This is a genomic window from Streptomyces lycii, from assembly GCF_009735685.1.
In the GTDB taxonomy this organism is placed as follows: Bacteria; Actinomycetota; Actinomycetes; order Streptomycetales; family Streptomycetaceae; genus Streptomyces; species Streptomyces lycii.
Genome location: NZ_WHPN01000253.1, coordinates 12,784 through 28,996 on the forward strand (window position 1 = coordinate 12,784; position 16,213 = coordinate 28,996).

14 protein-coding genes are annotated in these 16,213 nt (G+C 73.9%); 13 read left to right on the forward strand and 1 reads right to left on the reverse strand.

The window, feature by feature from the left end; translation table 11 throughout:
- Positions 1-84: 84 nt before the first annotated feature.
- The 10 genes from GCU69_RS10670 (at position 85) to mutM (ending at position 11,593) form a co-directional block, all read left to right on the forward strand.
- Positions 85-2,598 carry a DAK2 domain-containing protein gene (locus GCU69_RS10670; RefSeq protein ID WP_156205769.1) on the forward strand — a complete coding sequence of 838 codons (2,514 nt, stop codon included), beginning with the start codon at positions 85-87 and terminating at the stop codon, positions 2,596-2,598.
- A gap of 594 nt (positions 2,599-3,192) precedes the next feature.
- Positions 3,193-5,403, forward strand: a complete 2,211-nt coding sequence (recG, locus tag GCU69_RS10675) for an ATP-dependent DNA helicase RecG (RefSeq protein ID WP_176604560.1) — start codon at positions 3,193-3,195, stop codon at positions 5,401-5,403.
- 126 nt (positions 5,404-5,529) lie between these two features.
- Positions 5,530-6,063, forward strand: coding sequence for a hypothetical protein (locus GCU69_RS10680; protein WP_098749753.1), 534 nt, complete (start codon positions 5,530-5,532; stop codon positions 6,061-6,063).
- Positions 6,064-6,126: 63 nt separating this feature from the next.
- Positions 6,127-6,726, forward strand: a complete 600-nt coding sequence (gene rsmD / locus GCU69_RS10685) for a 16S rRNA (guanine(966)-N(2))-methyltransferase RsmD (protein WP_156205771.1) — start codon at positions 6,127-6,129, stop codon at positions 6,724-6,726.
- Complete coding sequence (coaD, locus tag GCU69_RS10690; RefSeq protein WP_098749755.1) at positions 6,723-7,232, forward strand: pantetheine-phosphate adenylyltransferase; 510 nt, start codon at positions 6,723-6,725, stop codon at positions 7,230-7,232. The genes rsmD and coaD overlap by 4 nt, the downstream gene beginning before the upstream one ends.
- Before the next feature lie 101 nt (positions 7,233-7,333).
- Entirely contained in the window at positions 7,334-8,464 is a 1,131-nt protein-coding gene (locus tag GCU69_RS10695; protein WP_156205772.1) for an ATP synthase F0 subunit B, read from the forward strand.
- A 145-nt stretch (positions 8,465-8,609) separates the two neighbouring features.
- The gene (locus GCU69_RS10700) at positions 8,610-9,239 is read left to right on the forward strand and encodes a YceD family protein (protein WP_176604562.1); all 630 of its coding nucleotides are present in this window, start codon (positions 8,610-8,612) and stop codon (positions 9,237-9,239) included.
- Positions 9,240-9,241: 2 nt separating this feature from the next.
- Positions 9,242-9,415, forward strand: a complete 174-nt coding sequence (gene rpmF, locus GCU69_RS10705; protein ID WP_069814991.1) for a 50S ribosomal protein L32 — start codon at positions 9,242-9,244, stop codon at positions 9,413-9,415.
- Positions 9,416-9,434: 19 nt separating this feature from the next.
- Positions 9,435-10,382, forward strand: a complete 948-nt coding sequence (gene rnc / locus GCU69_RS10710; RefSeq protein ID WP_156205773.1) for a ribonuclease III — start codon at positions 9,435-9,437, stop codon at positions 10,380-10,382.
- A gap of 299 nt (positions 10,383-10,681) precedes the next feature.
- On the forward strand, positions 10,682-11,593 hold the full coding sequence (mutM, locus tag GCU69_RS10715) for a bifunctional DNA-formamidopyrimidine glycosylase/DNA-(apurinic or apyrimidinic site) lyase (RefSeq protein WP_098749759.1): 912 nt from the start codon (positions 10,682-10,684) through the stop codon (positions 11,591-11,593).
- Between the two features lie 93 nt (positions 11,594-11,686).
- Here the strand turns inward: mutM and GCU69_RS10720 are convergent, their stop codons facing one another.
- A complete protein-coding gene (locus GCU69_RS10720) occupies positions 11,687-12,562 on the reverse strand; it encodes a CAP domain-containing protein (RefSeq protein ID WP_156205775.1) in 876 nt (291 codons plus the stop codon).
- Positions 12,563-12,695: 133 nt separating this feature from the next.
- Here GCU69_RS10720 and GCU69_RS10725 point away from each other — a divergent pair, with 133 nt between their 5' ends.
- The 3 genes from GCU69_RS10725 to smc all read left to right on the forward strand — a co-directional run.
- Positions 12,696-12,977 (forward strand): acylphosphatase, encoded by a 282-nt coding sequence (locus tag GCU69_RS10725; protein ID WP_098749762.1) that lies wholly within the window; start codon positions 12,696-12,698, stop codon positions 12,975-12,977.
- Positions 12,978-13,373: 396 nt separating this feature from the next.
- Positions 13,374-13,586 carry a hypothetical protein gene (locus GCU69_RS10730; RefSeq protein ID WP_098749763.1) on the forward strand — a complete coding sequence of 71 codons (213 nt, stop codon included), beginning with the start codon at positions 13,374-13,376 and terminating at the stop codon, positions 13,584-13,586.
- A gap of 224 nt (positions 13,587-13,810) precedes the next feature.
- Positions 13,811-16,213 (forward strand): chromosome segregation protein SMC (gene smc, locus GCU69_RS10735; RefSeq protein ID WP_156205774.1); only part of this gene is annotated, 2,403 nt, incomplete at its 3' end.

Here is a 16,213-nt window from a genome sequence, read left to right on the forward strand (position 1 = left end):
GCCCCCGTCCCGGCCGGACCCCGGAGCGGGGGCTACGCTGCGCTCGGCTTCCCCGCTTCCCGCCCAGGTCCGAGGAGGACTCCGGTGCCCGACTCCCTCGACGCGACCGTGGTGCGCAGCTGGTGCGGGCTGGCCCTCGAGGCGCTGGGGAAAGCCCGGGAGGGCATCGACGCGATCAACGTCTATCCGGTCGCGGACGGAGACACCGGCACCAATCTGTACTTCACGGCGGAATCCGCGGCCCACGCGGTGCAGGCCGTCTTCGCGGCGCACACGGCGATGGCCGCACCCGGCCCGGACACGGCCACCGGGGCTTCGCCGGCCGGTACGCCGACCCTTTCCGAGGCGCTGCGGGCGATGGCGCACGGCGCGCTGATCGGAGCCCGCGGGAACTCCGGCACCATCCTGGCTCAGCTGCTGCGCGGCATGACGGAGGTCCTGGCGGCGGAGCCGGGGGAGCGGCCGCACTCCTCGGCGGGCGGGACGGCTGCGGCCGGGACCGGGCCGGCTCCCGGTACGGAGGGGCGGTCACCGCTCGCGGACCGGCCCGGCGCCGCCACCACCGGGACCCCCGGTGCCGCGGCTCCGGGCGCCGGGACGGAACCCGGCGCGGCGACCGGCCCGGGCGCTTCCGCCGGCGTCACCGATGCCACCGATGCCACCGAGGCCACCGACGGCGCTGATGGCACTGACGGCAGCGAAGTCGCGGGCGTCACGGTCGCCGACGCCGCTCATGTCACCGGCGGTACCGATGCCGCAGGCGCCACCGGGGTTCCTGACGCCGCTCCGGTCACCGAGGTCACCGAGGTCACCGAAGTCGACGAGGTCACCGAAGTCCGTGGAGACGCAGGCGGTACGGGCGGTACGGGCGGCACGGGCGTCCCCGCTGCCACCGGCGCCGGTGCACGTCCCGGAGCCGCCGGTCGAGCCGAGGCAGCACGCGGGGACGGCGAACTGCTGCGGCGGGCGCTGCGACGGGCGGCGGACGCGGCGTACCAGGCGGTGGCGCACCCGGTGGAGGGGACGGTCCTGACGGTGGCCGCCGCGGCGGCGGACGCCGCCGAACGCGCCGGGGGAGACAGCGCCGGAGCTGTGGCGCGCGCGGCCCACGCGGGGGCGTGCGCCGCGCTGGACGCCACCCCGGAGCAGCTCGGTGTCCTCGCCCGGGCGGGCGTGGTCGACGCCGGGGGCTGCGGCCTGGTCACCGTGCTCGGCGCCCTGGTCGAGGCGCTGACCGGGGAGGCACCGCGCACGACCGGACCCCACCGGCCGCGGACCGGTGCGCCGTACGGAGACCCCCGCGCCGCCTCCGGCGCGGAGCGCGACGGGCACCAGGGGCATGCCGGGCCCGCCGGGCTCACTGGGCACGCCGGACTCACGGGTTGCGCCGAGGACACGGAACCGCCCGGGAACCCGCGACCGCCCGGCCCCACGGAGCCGTCCGGTGGAACGGGCGCGACCGCCGGACCGCCCCCGGACGGTCGCCCGCGCACCGCCGGAGACGTCCCCGGCACCCCCGGAGGCACCCCCGTTGACAGTCCGGCAGACACCGCCGCGGACAGGGCTCCGGACGAGGCCGCGGACCGGGCCGCGGACCGGCCGGGGGAGAAGAGCCAGGCCCACGAGGTGAAGAGCCCGGCCTACGAGGTCATCTATCTGCTGGACGCCGCCGACGAGGCCGTGTCCGCCCTGCGGTCGCGGCTCGACGCACTCGGTGACTCCCTGGTCGTCGTCGGCGGCGACGGCCTGTGGAACGTCCACGTGCACGTCGACGACGCCGGCGCGGCCGTCGAGGCGGGCATCGAGGCCGGCCGCCCGCACCGGGTCCGCATCACGCACTTCGGCGCGGACTGCGCCACCGGCCACCCGGCCGCGACCCGCCCCGCCGCCGCGGCCGGACCGGGAACGCCCGGTGCCGGCGCGGACCGTCCCGGCAGGGAGCGCGCGGTGGCCGCCGTCGTTCCCGGTGACGGGCTCGCGGCCCTGTGCCGGGAGGCCGGCGCGACGGTGGTCACCGCGCGCCCCGGGGAGCCGCCCGCGGCGGGCGAACTGGTCGACGCGGTACGGCGTACCCGGGCCCGGGAGGTCGTGCTGCTGCCGAACGACCCCGCGCTGCGCCACACCGCGGCCGCGGCGGCGGAACAGGCGCGCGCGGAGGGCGTACGGGTGGCGGTCATCCCGACCCGTTCGGCGGTCCAGGGGATCGCGGCACTGGCCGTGCACGAGCCGGGCCGCCGGTTCGACGAGGACGTCGTGGCCATGACGTCCGCGGCCGGGGCGACACGCTGCGCCGAACTGGCCGTGGCGGAACACCGCTCCTGGACCAGCGCGGGCATCTGCCAGGCGGGCGACGTGCTCGGACTGATCGACGGCGACGTGGCCGTGATCGGCCAGGAACTCGCGGACACCGCGGAGAGCGTGCTCGACCGGATGCTCGCGGCGGGCGGCGAGATGGTCACCCTGGTGCTCGGCGCCGGCGTCCCCGACGCGCTGGCCGACCGCCTGGAGACCCGGGTGCGGAACGGCCACCTCGCCGTGGACACCGTCGTCTACCGGGGCGGCCAGGCGTCCGTGCCACTGCTCATCGGCGTGGAGTGACGGGGCACCGGCGCGACGGCGCGGACCGCGCGCTGCCGCGCCTCCGCACGACCGCGGACCGCATGACCGCATGACCGCATGACCGTGAGCACCGCACGGGCCGCGTGAGCGCGGACACCGTACGACCGCGTGACCGCGTGACCGCATGACCGTGAGCACCGCACGGGGCGCGTGAGCGCGGACACCGTACGACCGCGTGACCGTACGACCGCGTGCACCGCAAGGCCGCGTGCACCGTGCACCGCAAGGCCGTGCGCCGCGTGATCACGCGCACCGAAACGCCACCGAGCCGCAACGCCACCGAGCCGCAACGCCACCGAGCCGCAACGCCACCGAGCCGCGATGCCGCGATGCCGCGATGCCGCGAGCACAGTACGACCGGCCCACGTCCGCGGCAGCCGCACACCAGCGACCCCGTACGACCGGCCCGTACGACCGACCCTGTACAACCCGCCCCGTACGCCCCGACCCGTACGACCCCACCCCGTACGGCCCCGTGACCCCGCGCGCGGCAGAGGGCACGGAGCGGCTCCGTGCCGCACGCGGACCCCGCGGACCGCACCCTGAGCCCCTCTGTCACCCCCATGGTGTGCAATGGAGGACGTGCCCGCTCTGGACGAATCCCTGAAGAAGACGGTCGGCGGACCCACGGCCAAGGTGATGGCCGAGCATCTCGGCCTGGAGACCGTCGGCGACCTGCTGCACCACTACCCGAGGCGGTATGCCGAGCGGGGCGAGCTGACGCGCCTCGCCGACCTCCCGCTCGACGAGCACGTCACGGTGCTGGCCGAGGTCGCCGACGCCCGGATGAAGTCGTACAACGCCGGCCGGGGCCAGCGGCTGGAGGTGACGCTCACCGACGGCAGCGGCAGGATCCAGCTCGTCTTCTTCGGCCGGGGCGCGCACAAGCCCCGCAAGGAGCTGGTCCCCGGCAGACGCGGCATGTTCGCGGGCAAGGTCGGTGTCTTCAACCGCGTCCGCCAGCTCTCCCACCCCGCGTACGAGCTGCTGGCCGAGGACGGCGACGCGGCGGCCGCCGCGGAGTGGGCCAACAAGCCCATCCCGGTCTATCCGGCCTGCGCGCAGCTGGCCTCCTGGCGGATCGCCCAGTGCGTGGACATGCTGCTGGACTCGATGGAGGCCGTCGGCTGGCGGCAGCTCACCGATCCGCTCCCGGAGAGCCTCCGCGAGGGCCGCGGGCTGCTCCCGCTGCCGGACGCCCTCCGGCTGGTGCACCGGCCGGCCACCAAGGCGGACTGGCTCCGGGCCCGGGACCGGCTCAAGTGGGACGAGGCGTTCGTGCTGCAGACCGCCCTCGCCCGCCGCCGGCACGCCGAGTCGCAGCTGCCGGCCGTGCCGCGCCGGCCGCGCCCCGGCGGGCTGCTCGACGCCTTCGACGCGAAGCTGCCGTTCACCCTCACCGAGGGCCAGCGGAAGGTCTCCGCCGAGATCTTCGACGGCATCGGCGCCGAACACCCCATGCACCGTCTGCTGCAGGGCGAGGTGGGCTCGGGCAAGACCATGGTCGCGCTGCGGGCGATGCTCGCGGTCGTCGACGCGGGCGGTCAGGCCGCGATGCTCGCGCCGACCGAGGTGCTGGCCCAGCAGCACCACCGGTCGGTGACGGAGATGATGGGGGAGCTGGCCCGGGGAGGGATGCTGGGGAGCGCGGAGCACGCGACCAAGGTCGTGCTGCTCACCGGCTCGATGGGCGCGGCCGCGCGCCGGTCCGCGCTGCTCGACCTGGCGACCGGCGAGGCCGGGATCGTCATCGGGACGCACGCCCTGATCGAGGACAAGGTGCAGTTCCACGACCTGGGCCTGGTCGTGGTCGACGAGCAGCACCGGTTCGGCGTGGAGCAGCGGGACGCCCTGCGGTCGAAGGGCAAGCAGCCCCCGCACCTGCTGGTGATGACGGCCACGCCCATCCCGCGGACGGTGGCCATGACCGTCTTCGGTGATCTGGAGACCTCGGTCCTCGACCAGTTGCCGGCCGGCCGTTCGCCGATCGCGAGCCATGTGGTGCCGGCGGCGGACAAGCCGCACTTCCTCGCCCGGGCCTGGGAGCGAATCCGCGAGGAGGCCGAGAACGGCCATCAGGCGTACGTCGTCTGCCCGCGCATCGGCGACGAGGAGGACGAGGCGGGGAGCGGCCGGCAGAAGCCGTCCGCGGAGGACGAGGCGGAGCGCAGGCCGCCGCTCGCGGTGCTGGACGTCGCCGAGGAGATCGCCGGCGGGCCGCTGAGCGGACTGCGGGTCGAGGTGCTGCACGGCAGGATGCAGCCGGATGCCAAGGACGACGTGATGCGGCGCTTCGCCGCGGGCGAGGTCGACGTCCTGGTCGCGACGACCGTCATCGAGGTCGGCGTCAACGTCCCCAACGCCACCGCCGTGGTGATCATGGACGCGGACCGGTTCGGTGTCTCGCAGCTGCACCAGCTGCGCGGCCGGGTCGGTCGCGGCAGCGCCCCCGGCCTCTGTCTGCTGGTGACCGAGATGTCCGCCGCGTCCCCGGCCCGTGCCCGGCTGGACGCCGTCGCCGCCACCCTCGACGGCTTCGAGCTGTCCCGGATCGACCTGGAGCAGCGCCGCGAGGGCGACGTGCTCGGCCAGGCCCAGTCCGGGGTCCGCTCCAGCCTGCGGATGCTCGCGGTCATCGAGGACGAGGACGTCATCGCGGCCGCCCGCGACGAGGCCTCGGCGATCGTCGCGGAGGACCCGGAGCTGGAGGGGTATCCCGAGCTCCGGAGCACTCTGGCGGCGCTCCTCGACGCCGAGCGCGAGCGGTATCTGGACAAGGGCTGACCAGCGGCGGCGGCCCTCCGGCGGCGCATCGCGGCCGGGCCCGTTGTCAGTGCCGGCTGAGAGAATGGACACAGTCCGAACCGGTCCGGCGACAGGGCCGGCGGCCTGGAGCATTGGGGGTTGCACATGGCATTCCGGCATCTCAACGAACTGCCGCTCGGTGACAAGATCTTCCGCATCGAGCTCGCCAGCGACGACGACTCCACCGTGACCCTGACCCTCACCGGCTGGCACGAGGACGCCCCGGAGACCCTGCTGGCCTCCGGCGCGCTCACGCTGCCCCTGACCGAAGTACCTCCGCTGCGGATCGCTCTGAACCGAGCGCTGCGGGCGCTGGCGCTCGTCGCGGACGTCTCCGAGCCGATCCCGGACCGGGACGTGCTGCGCGAGCTGTTCCCGGGACACGGCGCCCCCTGGGTCCCGCAGCACGAGGAGGACCTCGCCCAGCGCTTCCACGGCGGCGAGACCATAGCCCGGATAGCGGCCCGCTTCGGCCGCACCCCGGACTCGGTGCGCGCCAAGCTCCGCGAGCTGGGGCACGACCCGCGCCGCCCGGAGTACTGCCCGCCGGACGGCTGTCTGTCCTGGTCCCGGTACGCCTCGCCGGCTCTCGTCGGCGCCGGTGCGGCGGAGGGCGCGGAGGAGCCCGTGCGGGACTGACGTCCTATCGTGGGTGGCACACCACCGCGGTGGGNCCCACCCCACCGCGAAGGACACACATCGATGACCCGCGTCATCGCCGGAGCCGCCGGCGGCCGCCGGCTGGCCGTACCGCCGGGCAGCGGCACCCGGCCCACCTCCGACCGGGCGCGGGAAGGGCTCTTCTCCAGCTGGGAGTCGCTGCTGGGCGGCCTCGCCGGGACGCGGGTGCTCGATCTCTACGGCGGCTCCGGCGCCGTCGGCCTGGAGGCCCTGTCGCGCGGCGCCGCGCACGCCCTGCTGGTCGAGGCCGACGCCCGGGCGGTCCGGACGATCCGGGAGAACATCCGCGCGCTCGGCCTGCCGGGCGCCGAGGTGCGGGCCGCGAAGGCCGAGCAGATCGCAGCCGGGCCCGCTCCCGCCGAGCCGTACGACGTGGTCTTCCTGGACCCGCCGTACGCCGTCGCGGACAGCGATCTTGGCGAGATACTCCTCACACTCCGCTCGCAGGGGTGGCTGGCGGACGCGGCGGTCGTCACCGTTGAGCGCAGCACCAGAGGCGGGAATTTCGGCTGGCCGGACGGTTTCGAAGGGCTGCGGGCGCGCCGTTACGGCGAAGGCACCCTTTGGTACGGTCGCGCCGCCTCCAGCGGTACCCCGGTGCCGCGGAAGAGCGAGTCATGACCGGACCGGAGAGCGAGGGACCAGTTTTGCGCCGCGCCGTCTGTCCGGGGTCCTTCGACCCCGTCACCAACGGACATCTCGACATCATCGCCCGGGCGTCGAAGCTGTACGACGTCGTCCATGTCGCCGTGATGATCAACAAGTCCAAGAAGGGGATCTTCTCGGTCGAGGAACGGCTGGACCTCATCCGCGGAGTGACCGCCGAGTACGGAAACGTCGAGGTCGAGGCCTTCCATGGCCTGCTGGTCGACTTCTGCAAGCAGCGCGACATCCCCGCGATCGTGAAGGGTCTCCGCGCGGTCAGCGACTTCGACTACGAACTCCAGATGGCCCAGATGAACCACGGCCTCTCCGGGGTCGAGACGCTCTTCGTCCCGACCAACCCGACCTACAGCTTCCTCTCCTCCAGCCTGGTCAAGGAGGTTGCCGCCTGGGGCGGTGACGTCTCGCACCTGGTGCCGGGGCCGGTGCTGGAGGCGCTGACCGAACGGCTCGCCGAGCGCTGACCGGGCGGCGGCCCGGCCGAGTTGGTGTCCGGAGGGCGCCCGGGGGACGTACAGTCGTTCCGTCCCGAAGAGCCCCGGAGCAGAGAGACGCGAGCCATCCCATGGACGTGCAGAGGAAGCTCGACGAGATCGTCGAGACGGTCGGCAGTGCCCGGTCCATGCCCATGTCCGCCTCGTGCGTGGTCAACCGCGCCGAGCTGCTCGCCCTGCTCGAAGAGGTGCGCGGGGCCCTGCCGGGCTCGCTCGCGCAGGCCCAGGAGCTGCTTGGCGGCCGGGAGCAGATGGTCGAGGAGGCTCGGCGGGAGGCCGAGCGGATCGTCGAGTCCGCCCATGCCCAGCGCGGCTCCCTGATCTCCGACACCGAGGTGGTGCGGCAGGCGCAGGAGGAGGCGGAGCGCGTCCTCGCCGAGGCCCGCCGGGAGGCCGAGGAGATCCGGGCCGAGGCCGACGACTACGTCGACAGCAAGCTCGCCAACTTCGAGGTCGTCCTCACCAAGACCATCGGCTCCGTGGACCGCGGCCGCGAGAAGCTCCTCGGCCGCGGCCCCGGCCTGGACGAGCACGGCTACGAGGACGAGGACGCCCCCGAGCGCAGCGCCGACCCGGCGACGCTCCGGGAGCGGGCCGACGCCTATGTCGACACCAAGCTCGGCGCGTTCGAGGCGGTGCTCTCCAAGACCCTGGAGGCGGTCGGCCGCGGCCGGCAGAAGCTCCTCGGCCGGCAGTCCGCCGACGACCTCGGCGCCCACATGGCGGCGCAGGACGGTGCTGCGGACGACAACCGGCGGACCAGCGACGCCGACTACCTCGCGGACCTGGCCGGCTCCCGTGACCAGGCGGCGCGGGAGGTCCCGCAGCAGCCCGAGCCGCAGCCCCAGCAGGCGCCCGCGCCGTACGAGCAGCCGGCGATGCCCGCCCAGCAGCCAGGGATGCCCGCCCAGCAGGACTACTACGCCCCGGTGGCCGGCTACCAGCAGGACCCGTACGGCTACCAGGGCGGCTACCAGCAGCAGCCGCAGGTCCCCGTCGACGCGTACGGCTATCCGCAGCAGGACGCCTACGGCTGGCAGCCCCAGCCCCAGCAGCCGCAGGACTACGGGCAGCAGCAGTACCAGCAGGACCCCGGACAGCAGCAGCCGCAGCAGGCGGCGCCCGCGCTCGACGAGACCAGCTTCTTCGACACGGGCATGATCGACCTGGACCAGCTGAGGCAGTACGAGCAGGGCCGCTGACCCGCTGCGCACAGCCGCCGGGGCCGATTGGGTCTACGGCGTCCGTTCCAGTATCCTGACTGTTCGGTCGCCACGCGTCCGCACTCCAGGCTGCCCGCACGATCTGCGCGGGCGGCCCGCACAGCACCGTAGAAAGCAGGAAGCCCTGAGCACCCGCCTCGACCACCGCAACCCGCTCGTGTTCGACACACACGAGCTGGGCCGTCGTCCCGGTGCGATGCAACGGCTCTCCCGCACGGTCGACGCCCCGGCCGATCTCGGCATCGAGGTCATCGGGGTGCCGCGGGGTGCGACCGTGGAGCTCGACCTCCGCCTCGAGTCGGTGATGGAGGGGGTGCTCGTCACGGGCACCGCCCGTGCACCGCTCACGGGGGAGTGCGTAAGGTGTCTGGAGCCGCTGGAGCGTGAGCTCGAAGCGGATTTCCAGGAGATGTTCTCCTACCCCGACGCCGACAGCCGGACCCGGGAAGCCGCGGAACCGGATGACGACGCCGAGGAGGAGACCCTCTTCCTCGAGGACGGCCTGTTCGACCTCGAACCCGTGCTGCGGGACGCGGTGGTGCTCGCACTGCCGCTGCAGCCGGTGTGCCGGGAGGACTGCCCCGGACTGTGCGCCGAGTGCGGCGCGCGGCTCGCGGACGACCCGGACCACCACCACGATGCCGTCGACATGCGTTGGGCGGCACTGCAGGGACTCGCCGAAACCATCAAGGACGGCGAGAAGGACAACGTGAGCGGCGCCGGACCCGGCGCCGACGAGAAGCAGGAGAAGTAGCCGTGGCTGTTCCGAAGCGGAAGATGTCGCGCAGCAACACGCGCCACCGCCGGTCGCAGTGGAAGGCTGCGGTCCCCACCCTGGTGTCGTGCGAGCGCTGCCATGAGCCCAAGCAGCAGCACATCGCGTGCCCGAGCTGCGGGACCTACAACCGCCGCCAGGTCCTCGAGGTCTGATCGGCGGGTGAGAGGCTCTATGTCGGATGCCAGCACGTCGCCCCGCAAGCGCGGCACCGAGCCGCGCGGGGGTGAACCGGCTCAGACGGACACGGCCTCGTCCCACACGCTTCTGGAAGGGCGGCTCGGGTACAGACTCGAGTCCGCCCTTCTGGTGCGTGCGCTGACCCACCGCTCCTTCGCGTACGAGAACGGCGGGCTGCCCACCAACGAGCGGCTGGAGTTCCTGGGGGACTCCGTGCTCGGCCTGGTGGTCACCGACACGCTGTACAACATCCACCCGGACCTGCCCGAGGGCCAGCTGGCCAAGCTGCGGGCCGCGGTGGTCAACTCGCGTGCGCTGGCGGAGGTCAGCCGCGGCCTCGACCTGGGCGCCTTCATCCGGCTCGGCCGGGGGGAAGAGGGCACGGGAGGCCGGGATAAGGCGTCGATTCTCGCCGACACCCTCGAAGCGGTGATCGGCGCGGTCTATCTCGACCAGGGACTGGAGGCGGCGGCGGAGCTGGTGCACCGGCTCTTCGACCCGCTCATCGAGAAGTCCTCGAACCTCGGCGCGGGCCTGGACTGGAAGACCAGTCTCCAGGAACTCACCGCCACCGAGGGGCTCGGAGTTCCCGAGTACCTGGTCAGCGAGACCGGACCCGACCACGAGAAGACCTTCACGGCTGCAGCTCGCGTCGGTGGTGTCACGTACGGCACCGGCACCGGCCGCAGCAAGAAGGAAGCGGAACAGCAGGCGGCCGAGGCCGCCTGGCGTGCGATCAGCGAGGCGGCGGAGGCGGCACAGGCCGCGGCTGCGGCGACCGAGGCGGAGGCCGCGGCGACCGAAGGGGAGGCCGCGGCGTCCGAAGCGGAGACCGTGTCGGACGGGGCGGATACCGCGTCGGACGGGCCCGCCGGGCAGCCGTCCGGTGACGGTGCCGCGGAGGACACCGTCGAGGAGAGCACGGAGCGCGCGGCCCGCTGACCCGGCGGCCGGCGCGCTCGCCGTGCCGGTCGCGGAGCAGTGAGCAGTACGGGCCCACCGGCCGAGCCGGTGGGCCCGCCGCACGTCCGAGCGGAGCCGCACGCCCCGGACGCCGTACCCGAGCACGAAGGCGTACGTGTCCGTGAGGGCGTACGCCTCCCCGAAGCCGTACGTCGGAACCAGGCCGTACGTCGGAACCAAGCCGTACGTCCGCACGAAGCCGTACGTCAGAACCAAGCCGCCCGTCCGGACCGGCCCGAGGGCCCGGACGGCACCGCGTGTCCGAAGAGGAGGGCCCGATGCCCGAGCTGCCCGAAGTCGAGGTGGTGCGGCGCGGACTGGAACGCTGGGTCGCCGGCCGCACGGTGGCCGAGGTGCAGGTGCTGCACGCCCGGTCCGTCCGCCGCCATGTGGCCGGAGCGGCCGACTTCGCGGCGCGGCTGGCGGGGCAGCGGTTCGGGCCGGCGTGCCGCCGCGGCAAGTACCTCTGGCTGCCGCTCGGACCGGTGCCGCGCGAGGACCCGTCCGCGGCTGGGGACGGCTTCTCCCTGCTCGGCCATCTCGGCATGAGCGGCCAGCTCCTCGTCCAGCCGGAGACCGCGCCCGACGAGAAGCATCTGCGGATCCGGATCCGCTTCGGCGACGGCCCGGGCACCGAGCTGCGCTTCGTGGACCAGCGCACCTTCGGCGGCCTGTCGCTCCACCCGTGGGCTCCCGGAAACCCGGACGGACTGCCGGACGCCATCGCCCACATCGCCCGCGACCCGCTCGACCCGGCCTTCGACGAAGCCGCCTTCCACGCCGCGCTGCGCCGCCGCCGCACCACCGTCAAGCGGGCGCTGCTCGACCAGTCCCTGATCAGCGGTGTCGGCAACATCTACGCGGACGAGGCGCTGTGGCGGGCCCGGCTGCACTTCGACCGGCCGACGGCCGGCCTCACCCGGCAGCGCAGCACCGAACTGCTGGGGCACGTCCGGGACGTCATGAACGCCGCCCTCGCGGTGGGCGGCACCAGCTTCGACAGCCTGTACGTCAACGTCAACGGCGAGTCCGGATACTTCGACCGTTCCCTGGACGCGTACGGCCGGGAGGACGAGCCCTGCCGCCGCTGCGGCACCCCGATGCGCCGCCGCCCCTGGATGAACCGGTCGAGCTACTACTGCCCGCGCTGTCAGCGGCCCCCGGCGCGGCGGAGCGTGCGCGCGGTCTGACCCGGGCCCGCCCGGAGGCGGGAGCGGCGGGAGGCGGGCCCGGCGGGAGCGGCGGGACGGGGGAGCGGCGGGAGACGGGAGCCGTACGGCGGTCTAGTAGCCGAAGTCCTGCGTCCACCAGGGGCCGCCGTCGGCGAAGTGCGCGCCGACCCCGAGCGTCTTGTAGTCGCAGTTCAGGATGTTGGCGCGGTGGCCCGGGCTGGCCATCCAGGCCTCCATCACGGACTCGGGACCGGACTGTCCGCGTGCGATGTTCTCGCCGCCCAGGTCGCTGATGCCGTGCTCCTCGGCGCGGTCCCAGGGCGTCGTGCCGTCGGGGTCGGTGTGCGAGAAGAACTCCCGTCCGGCCATGTCCTCGCTGAACGACTGTGCCAGGTCCGCGAGTTCGCTGTCCGCCGTCACCGGGGAGCAGCCCGCCTTCCGGCGCTCCTCGTTCACCAGTGCGACGACTTCGGACTCGGCGGCCGCCTCGGGGTCCGAGGCGGCGGGCCCGGACGGCGGTGTGCTCTTCTCCTCCGGGGCGCCGTCCGGCACGCGGGAGGGCCGTGCCTCACCGCCGTCGCCGTCCCGGCCGCCGGATCCGGCTCCGGACCGGCGCGGTGCGGGAGTGCCGGAGGAGGTGTCGTGCGCACGGCCGGAGGCGTGGTCCGAGGGATGCCGGTCGCGTCCCCCGCCGAGTTCGGCAGGGGCGGTGCCGCGGTCCTCCGGCGCTTCGGAGGACTCGTCCCGGGTCTCCGGCACGGCCAGGTCGTCGGCCTGGACCCGCCCCCCGGAGCTGTCGCCTCCGCCGATCGGGTAACCGTCGCCGGGCAGCAGGCCGGAGGCCATCGCGGCGGCGCCCACCGCCATGGCGGCCGAGGCGCCGAGCAGACCGGTGCGGACGGGAGCGCCGCGGCGGCGTCTCCCTGCGGAGTCGCTCTCGGGTGACGGTGCCGGGGGGTGAGGTGCGGAGCGTCGGTGGCGGCCCATCCGCTGCTTCCTCTCCATGCTCGGTAACACCGTCCCTCACCCGAAAGGGTGAGGTTTCGTTGACCGGGGACTGTACGCCATGACACCTGGGGGTGAGGTGCCTCCTGGGCAATTGGCCGGTTAGCGTGCACGCATGAGCGAACATGTCCGTCTCACCGCCTGGGTGCGGGGCCGTGTGCAGGGTGTCGGGTTCCGCTGGTTCACGCGCGCCAACGCGCTGCGGATCGGCGGCCTCTCCGGTTTCGCGTCCAACCTCGGTGACGGCCGGGTGCAGGTGGTGGCCGAGGGGCCGCGGGGGAATTGCGAGGAACTCCTCGACTGGCTCCGGGCCGGCGACACGCCCGGCCGGGTCGACGGGGTCACCGAGATGTGGGACACACCGCGGGGCGGCTACGAGACCTTCGAGATCCGCTGAGACACCCCGGGGCCGCGGGCCGCCCGCGGGCTCCCGGAACAGGGCCGGCCGGGTGACCCGAAAGAGGCGATGTGCCCACGTAAGGCCGCTACGACCTGGTGGTTGCCAAGAACGCGTCGCCGTGCAAGGCTGCGGGCCATAAGGATGATCTCCACGCCTTCTGCGGGCCCCCGGGAGAGCAGCGCCGCGCATTCGTTGCGCCGCGCGCCACCGGCCGCCCGGGCGATACGGGGTGTGATCGTGTTGACCGTCAAACCATTTGGTGAGACTCTGGAATCCCCGCGCACCGCACCTCTTCAGCCCCGAGAACACGGGGTGGCGAGGGTAGCGGGTGCGAAAATTCCCTCTCGACCCACACCGCTTCGGTCGGTCACTCAGTGTGGAGGACCATCCATCATGGCAAAGGCGCTTCTCGGTTACGTCGGCGGTTCCGACCCGCGACTCCTCGCCGAGATGCGACGGCTTCAGCAGCGCGTCCAGGACCTGGAATCCGAACTCGTTCGGATGCAGGCCGAGAAGGACGCCCTGACCGCCGCCGCTCATCACGGCGACTCGCTGCTCGACAGCATCGACATCGACGTATCCCACGCGGAGCCTGCGCTCACCTGACCGGTCGCGTGTGCCGGTCCGGTTGCACGCCAACCGCCTGAGAGAATCTGCAAGGGACGCCTCGGCGTCCCTTCTTCTTTTCGGTCCGGCGCTCCCGCCCCTTCTGCTCACTCCTGATGTGCCCTTCCCCCGGGCCTGTGAAACCGAAATGAACACGGCGCGGCTGTCGTGTGGTCGGCACGGTAAGGGGGACGTACGACAGACGCGAGGTAAAGTCCAGCGGCGTGCATCTCAAGAGCCTGACCCTGCGCGGGTTCAAATCCTTCGCCTCGGCCACGACCCTCCGGTTCGAGCCGGGCATCACCTGTGTCGTGGGCCCGAACGGCTCCGGCAAGTCCAATGTCGTGGACGCGCTCTCCTGGGTGATGGGCGAACAGGGTGCCAAGTCGCTGCGCGGCGGCAAGATGGAGGACGTCATCTTCGCGGGCACCACCGGCCGCCCGCCGCTCGGCCGCGCCGAGGTGTCCCTCACGATCGACAACGCCGACGGCGCCCTCCCGATCGACTACGCCGAGGTCACCATCACGCGGATCATGTTCCGCAACGGCGGCAGCGAATACCAGATCAACGGCGACACCTGCCGGCTGCTGGACATCCAGGAGCTGCTGTCCGACTCCGGCATCGGCCGCGAGATGCACGTCATCGTCGGACAGGGCCAGCTCGACTCCGTCCTGCACGCCGACCCGATGGGCCGCAGGGCCTTCATCGAGGAGGCGGCCGGAGTCCTCAAGCACCGCAAGCGGAAGGAAAAGGCCCTCCGCAAGCTCGACGCGATGCAGGCCAACCTGGCCAGGGTCCAGGACCTCACCGACGAGCTGCGGCGCCAGCTCAAGCCGCTCGGCCGGCAGGCCGCCGTGGCCCGGCGGGCCGCCGTCATCCAGGCCGACCTGCGGGACGCCCGGCTCCGGCTGCTCGCCGACGACCTGGTCACGCTCCGGGAGGCGTTGCGTGCCGAGGTCGCCGACGAGGCGGCGCTCAAGCAGCGCAAGGAGGCGACGGAGGCCGAGCTGCGGGCGGCCCAGCAGCGCGAGGCGGAGCTGGAGGACCAGGTGCGGCGGCTGGCCCCGCGGCTGACGCGGGCGCAGCAGAACTGGTACGAACTCTCCCAGCTCGCCGAACGGGTGCGCGGCACCGTCAGCCTTGCCGACGCCAGGGTCAAGAGTGCCGCCGCCGCCCCCGCGGACGAGCGGCGCGGCCGCGACCCGGACGACATGGAGCGCGAGGCCGCACGGATCCGCGAGCAGGAGGCGGAGCTGGAGGCCGCGCTGGAGGCGGCCCACCGGGCCCTGGACGACACGGTCGCCCACCGCGCCGAACTGGAGCGGGAACTCGCGCGGGAGGAGCGGCGGCTCAAGGACGCCGCCCGTGCGATCGCCGACCGCCGGGAAGGGCTGGCCCGGCTGCACGGCCAGGTCAACGCCGCCCGGAGCCGCGCCGCCTCGGCCCAGTCCGAGATCGAGCGGCTGGCCGAGGCCCGCGACGGCGCCCGGGACCGGGCCGCCGCCGCCCAGGCGGAGTACGAGCAGCTCCAGGCCGAGGTGGACGGCCTCGACGCCGGCGACTCGGAGCTGGCGGACCGGCACGAGGCCGCCAAACACGAGCTGGCGGAGGCGGAGGCCGCGCTGAACGCCGCACGCGAGGCCCTCACCTCCGCGGAGCGCACCCGGGCCGCCACCTCGGCCCGGCACGACGCCCTCGCCCTCGGTCTGCGCCGCAAGGACGGCACGGGTGCCCTGCTCGGCGCCCGCGACCGGCTCGCGGGCCTGGTCGGCCCGGCCGCCGAACTGCTCACCGTCGCCCCCGGGCACGAAGCCGCTCTGGCCGCGGCCCTGGGTGCCGCCGCCGACGCGATCGCCGTGGCGGACCCGGCGACGGCGGCGGACGCGCTGCGGCTGCTCCGCAAGACGGACGGCGGCCGCGCGGCCATACTGTCGGGCTCCGCCGCCGGCCCGGACGAGACCGGTCCGGCCGCGCCCCCCGGTGGGCCGCCGCCCGCCGCCGGTCTGGTGAGCGGCCCGGACGAGCTGATGCCCGCCGTACGACGGCTGCTGCGCGGCATCGTCGTCGTCAGCACGCTGGAGGACGCCGAGGACCTCGTGGCGGCGCACCCGGAGCTGACCGCGGTCACCGCAGAGGGCGACCTGCTGAGCGCCCACTTCGCGCACGGCGGATCCGCCGCGGCGCCCAGTCTGCTGGAAGTGCAGGCGTCGGTCGACGAGGCCGCGGCGGAGATCGAGGAGCTGGACGGCCGGTGCGAGTCGCTCGCCGCCGAGCAGCACCGGGCGGCCGAGCGGCGCAAGGAGTGCGCGGCGCTCGTCGAGGACCTCGCCGCGCGGCGGAGCGCCGCCGACCGGGAGAAGTCCTCCGTGGCGCAGTCGCTGGGGCGGCTCGGCGGCCAGGCGCGGGCCGCGGCGGGCGAGGCGGAGCGTACGGCGGCGGCGGTGGCCCGGGCCGAGGAGGCGCTCGCGCGGGCGACCGAGGAGGCCGAGGAGCTGACCGCGCGGCTGTTGACGGCGGAGGAGGCGGCGCTCGGCGACGGGGCGGACGAGGAGCCCGACACCTCGGTACGGGACCGGCTCGCGGCGGACGGGGCGAACGCCCGGCAGACCGAGATGGAGGCCAGGCTC

Excerpts from the sequence above, each read along its gene's own strand:
- recG (WP_176604560.1), top strand. The coding sequence starts at position 3,193 with ATGGAGGACGTGCCCGCTCTGGACGAATCCCTGAAGAAGACGGTCGGC.
- GCU69_RS10680 (WP_098749753.1), top strand. The coding sequence starts at position 5,530 with ATGGCATTCCGGCATCTCAACGAACTGCCGCTCGGTGACAAGATCTTC.
- rsmD (WP_156205771.1), top strand. The coding sequence starts at position 6,127 with ATGACCCGCGTCATCGCCGGAGCCGCCGGCGGCCGCCGGCTGGCCGTA.
- coaD (WP_098749755.1), top strand. The coding sequence starts at position 6,723 with ATGACCGGACCGGAGAGCGAGGGACCAGTTTTGCGCCGCGCCGTCTGT.
- GCU69_RS10695 (WP_156205772.1), top strand. The coding sequence starts at position 7,334 with ATGGACGTGCAGAGGAAGCTCGACGAGATCGTCGAGACGGTCGGCAGT.
- rnc (WP_156205773.1), top strand. The coding sequence starts at position 9,435 with ATGTCGGATGCCAGCACGTCGCCCCGCAAGCGCGGCACCGAGCCGCGC.
- mutM (WP_098749759.1), top strand. The coding sequence starts at position 10,682 with ATGCCCGAGCTGCCCGAAGTCGAGGTGGTGCGGCGCGGACTGGAACGC.
- GCU69_RS10720 (WP_156205775.1), bottom strand. The coding sequence starts at position 12,562 with ATGGGCCGCCACCGACGCTCCGCACCTCACCCCCCGGCACCGTCACCC.
- GCU69_RS10725 (WP_098749762.1), top strand. The coding sequence starts at position 12,696 with ATGAGCGAACATGTCCGTCTCACCGCCTGGGTGCGGGGCCGTGTGCAG.
- GCU69_RS10730 (WP_098749763.1), top strand. The coding sequence starts at position 13,374 with ATGGCAAAGGCGCTTCTCGGTTACGTCGGCGGTTCCGACCCGCGACTC.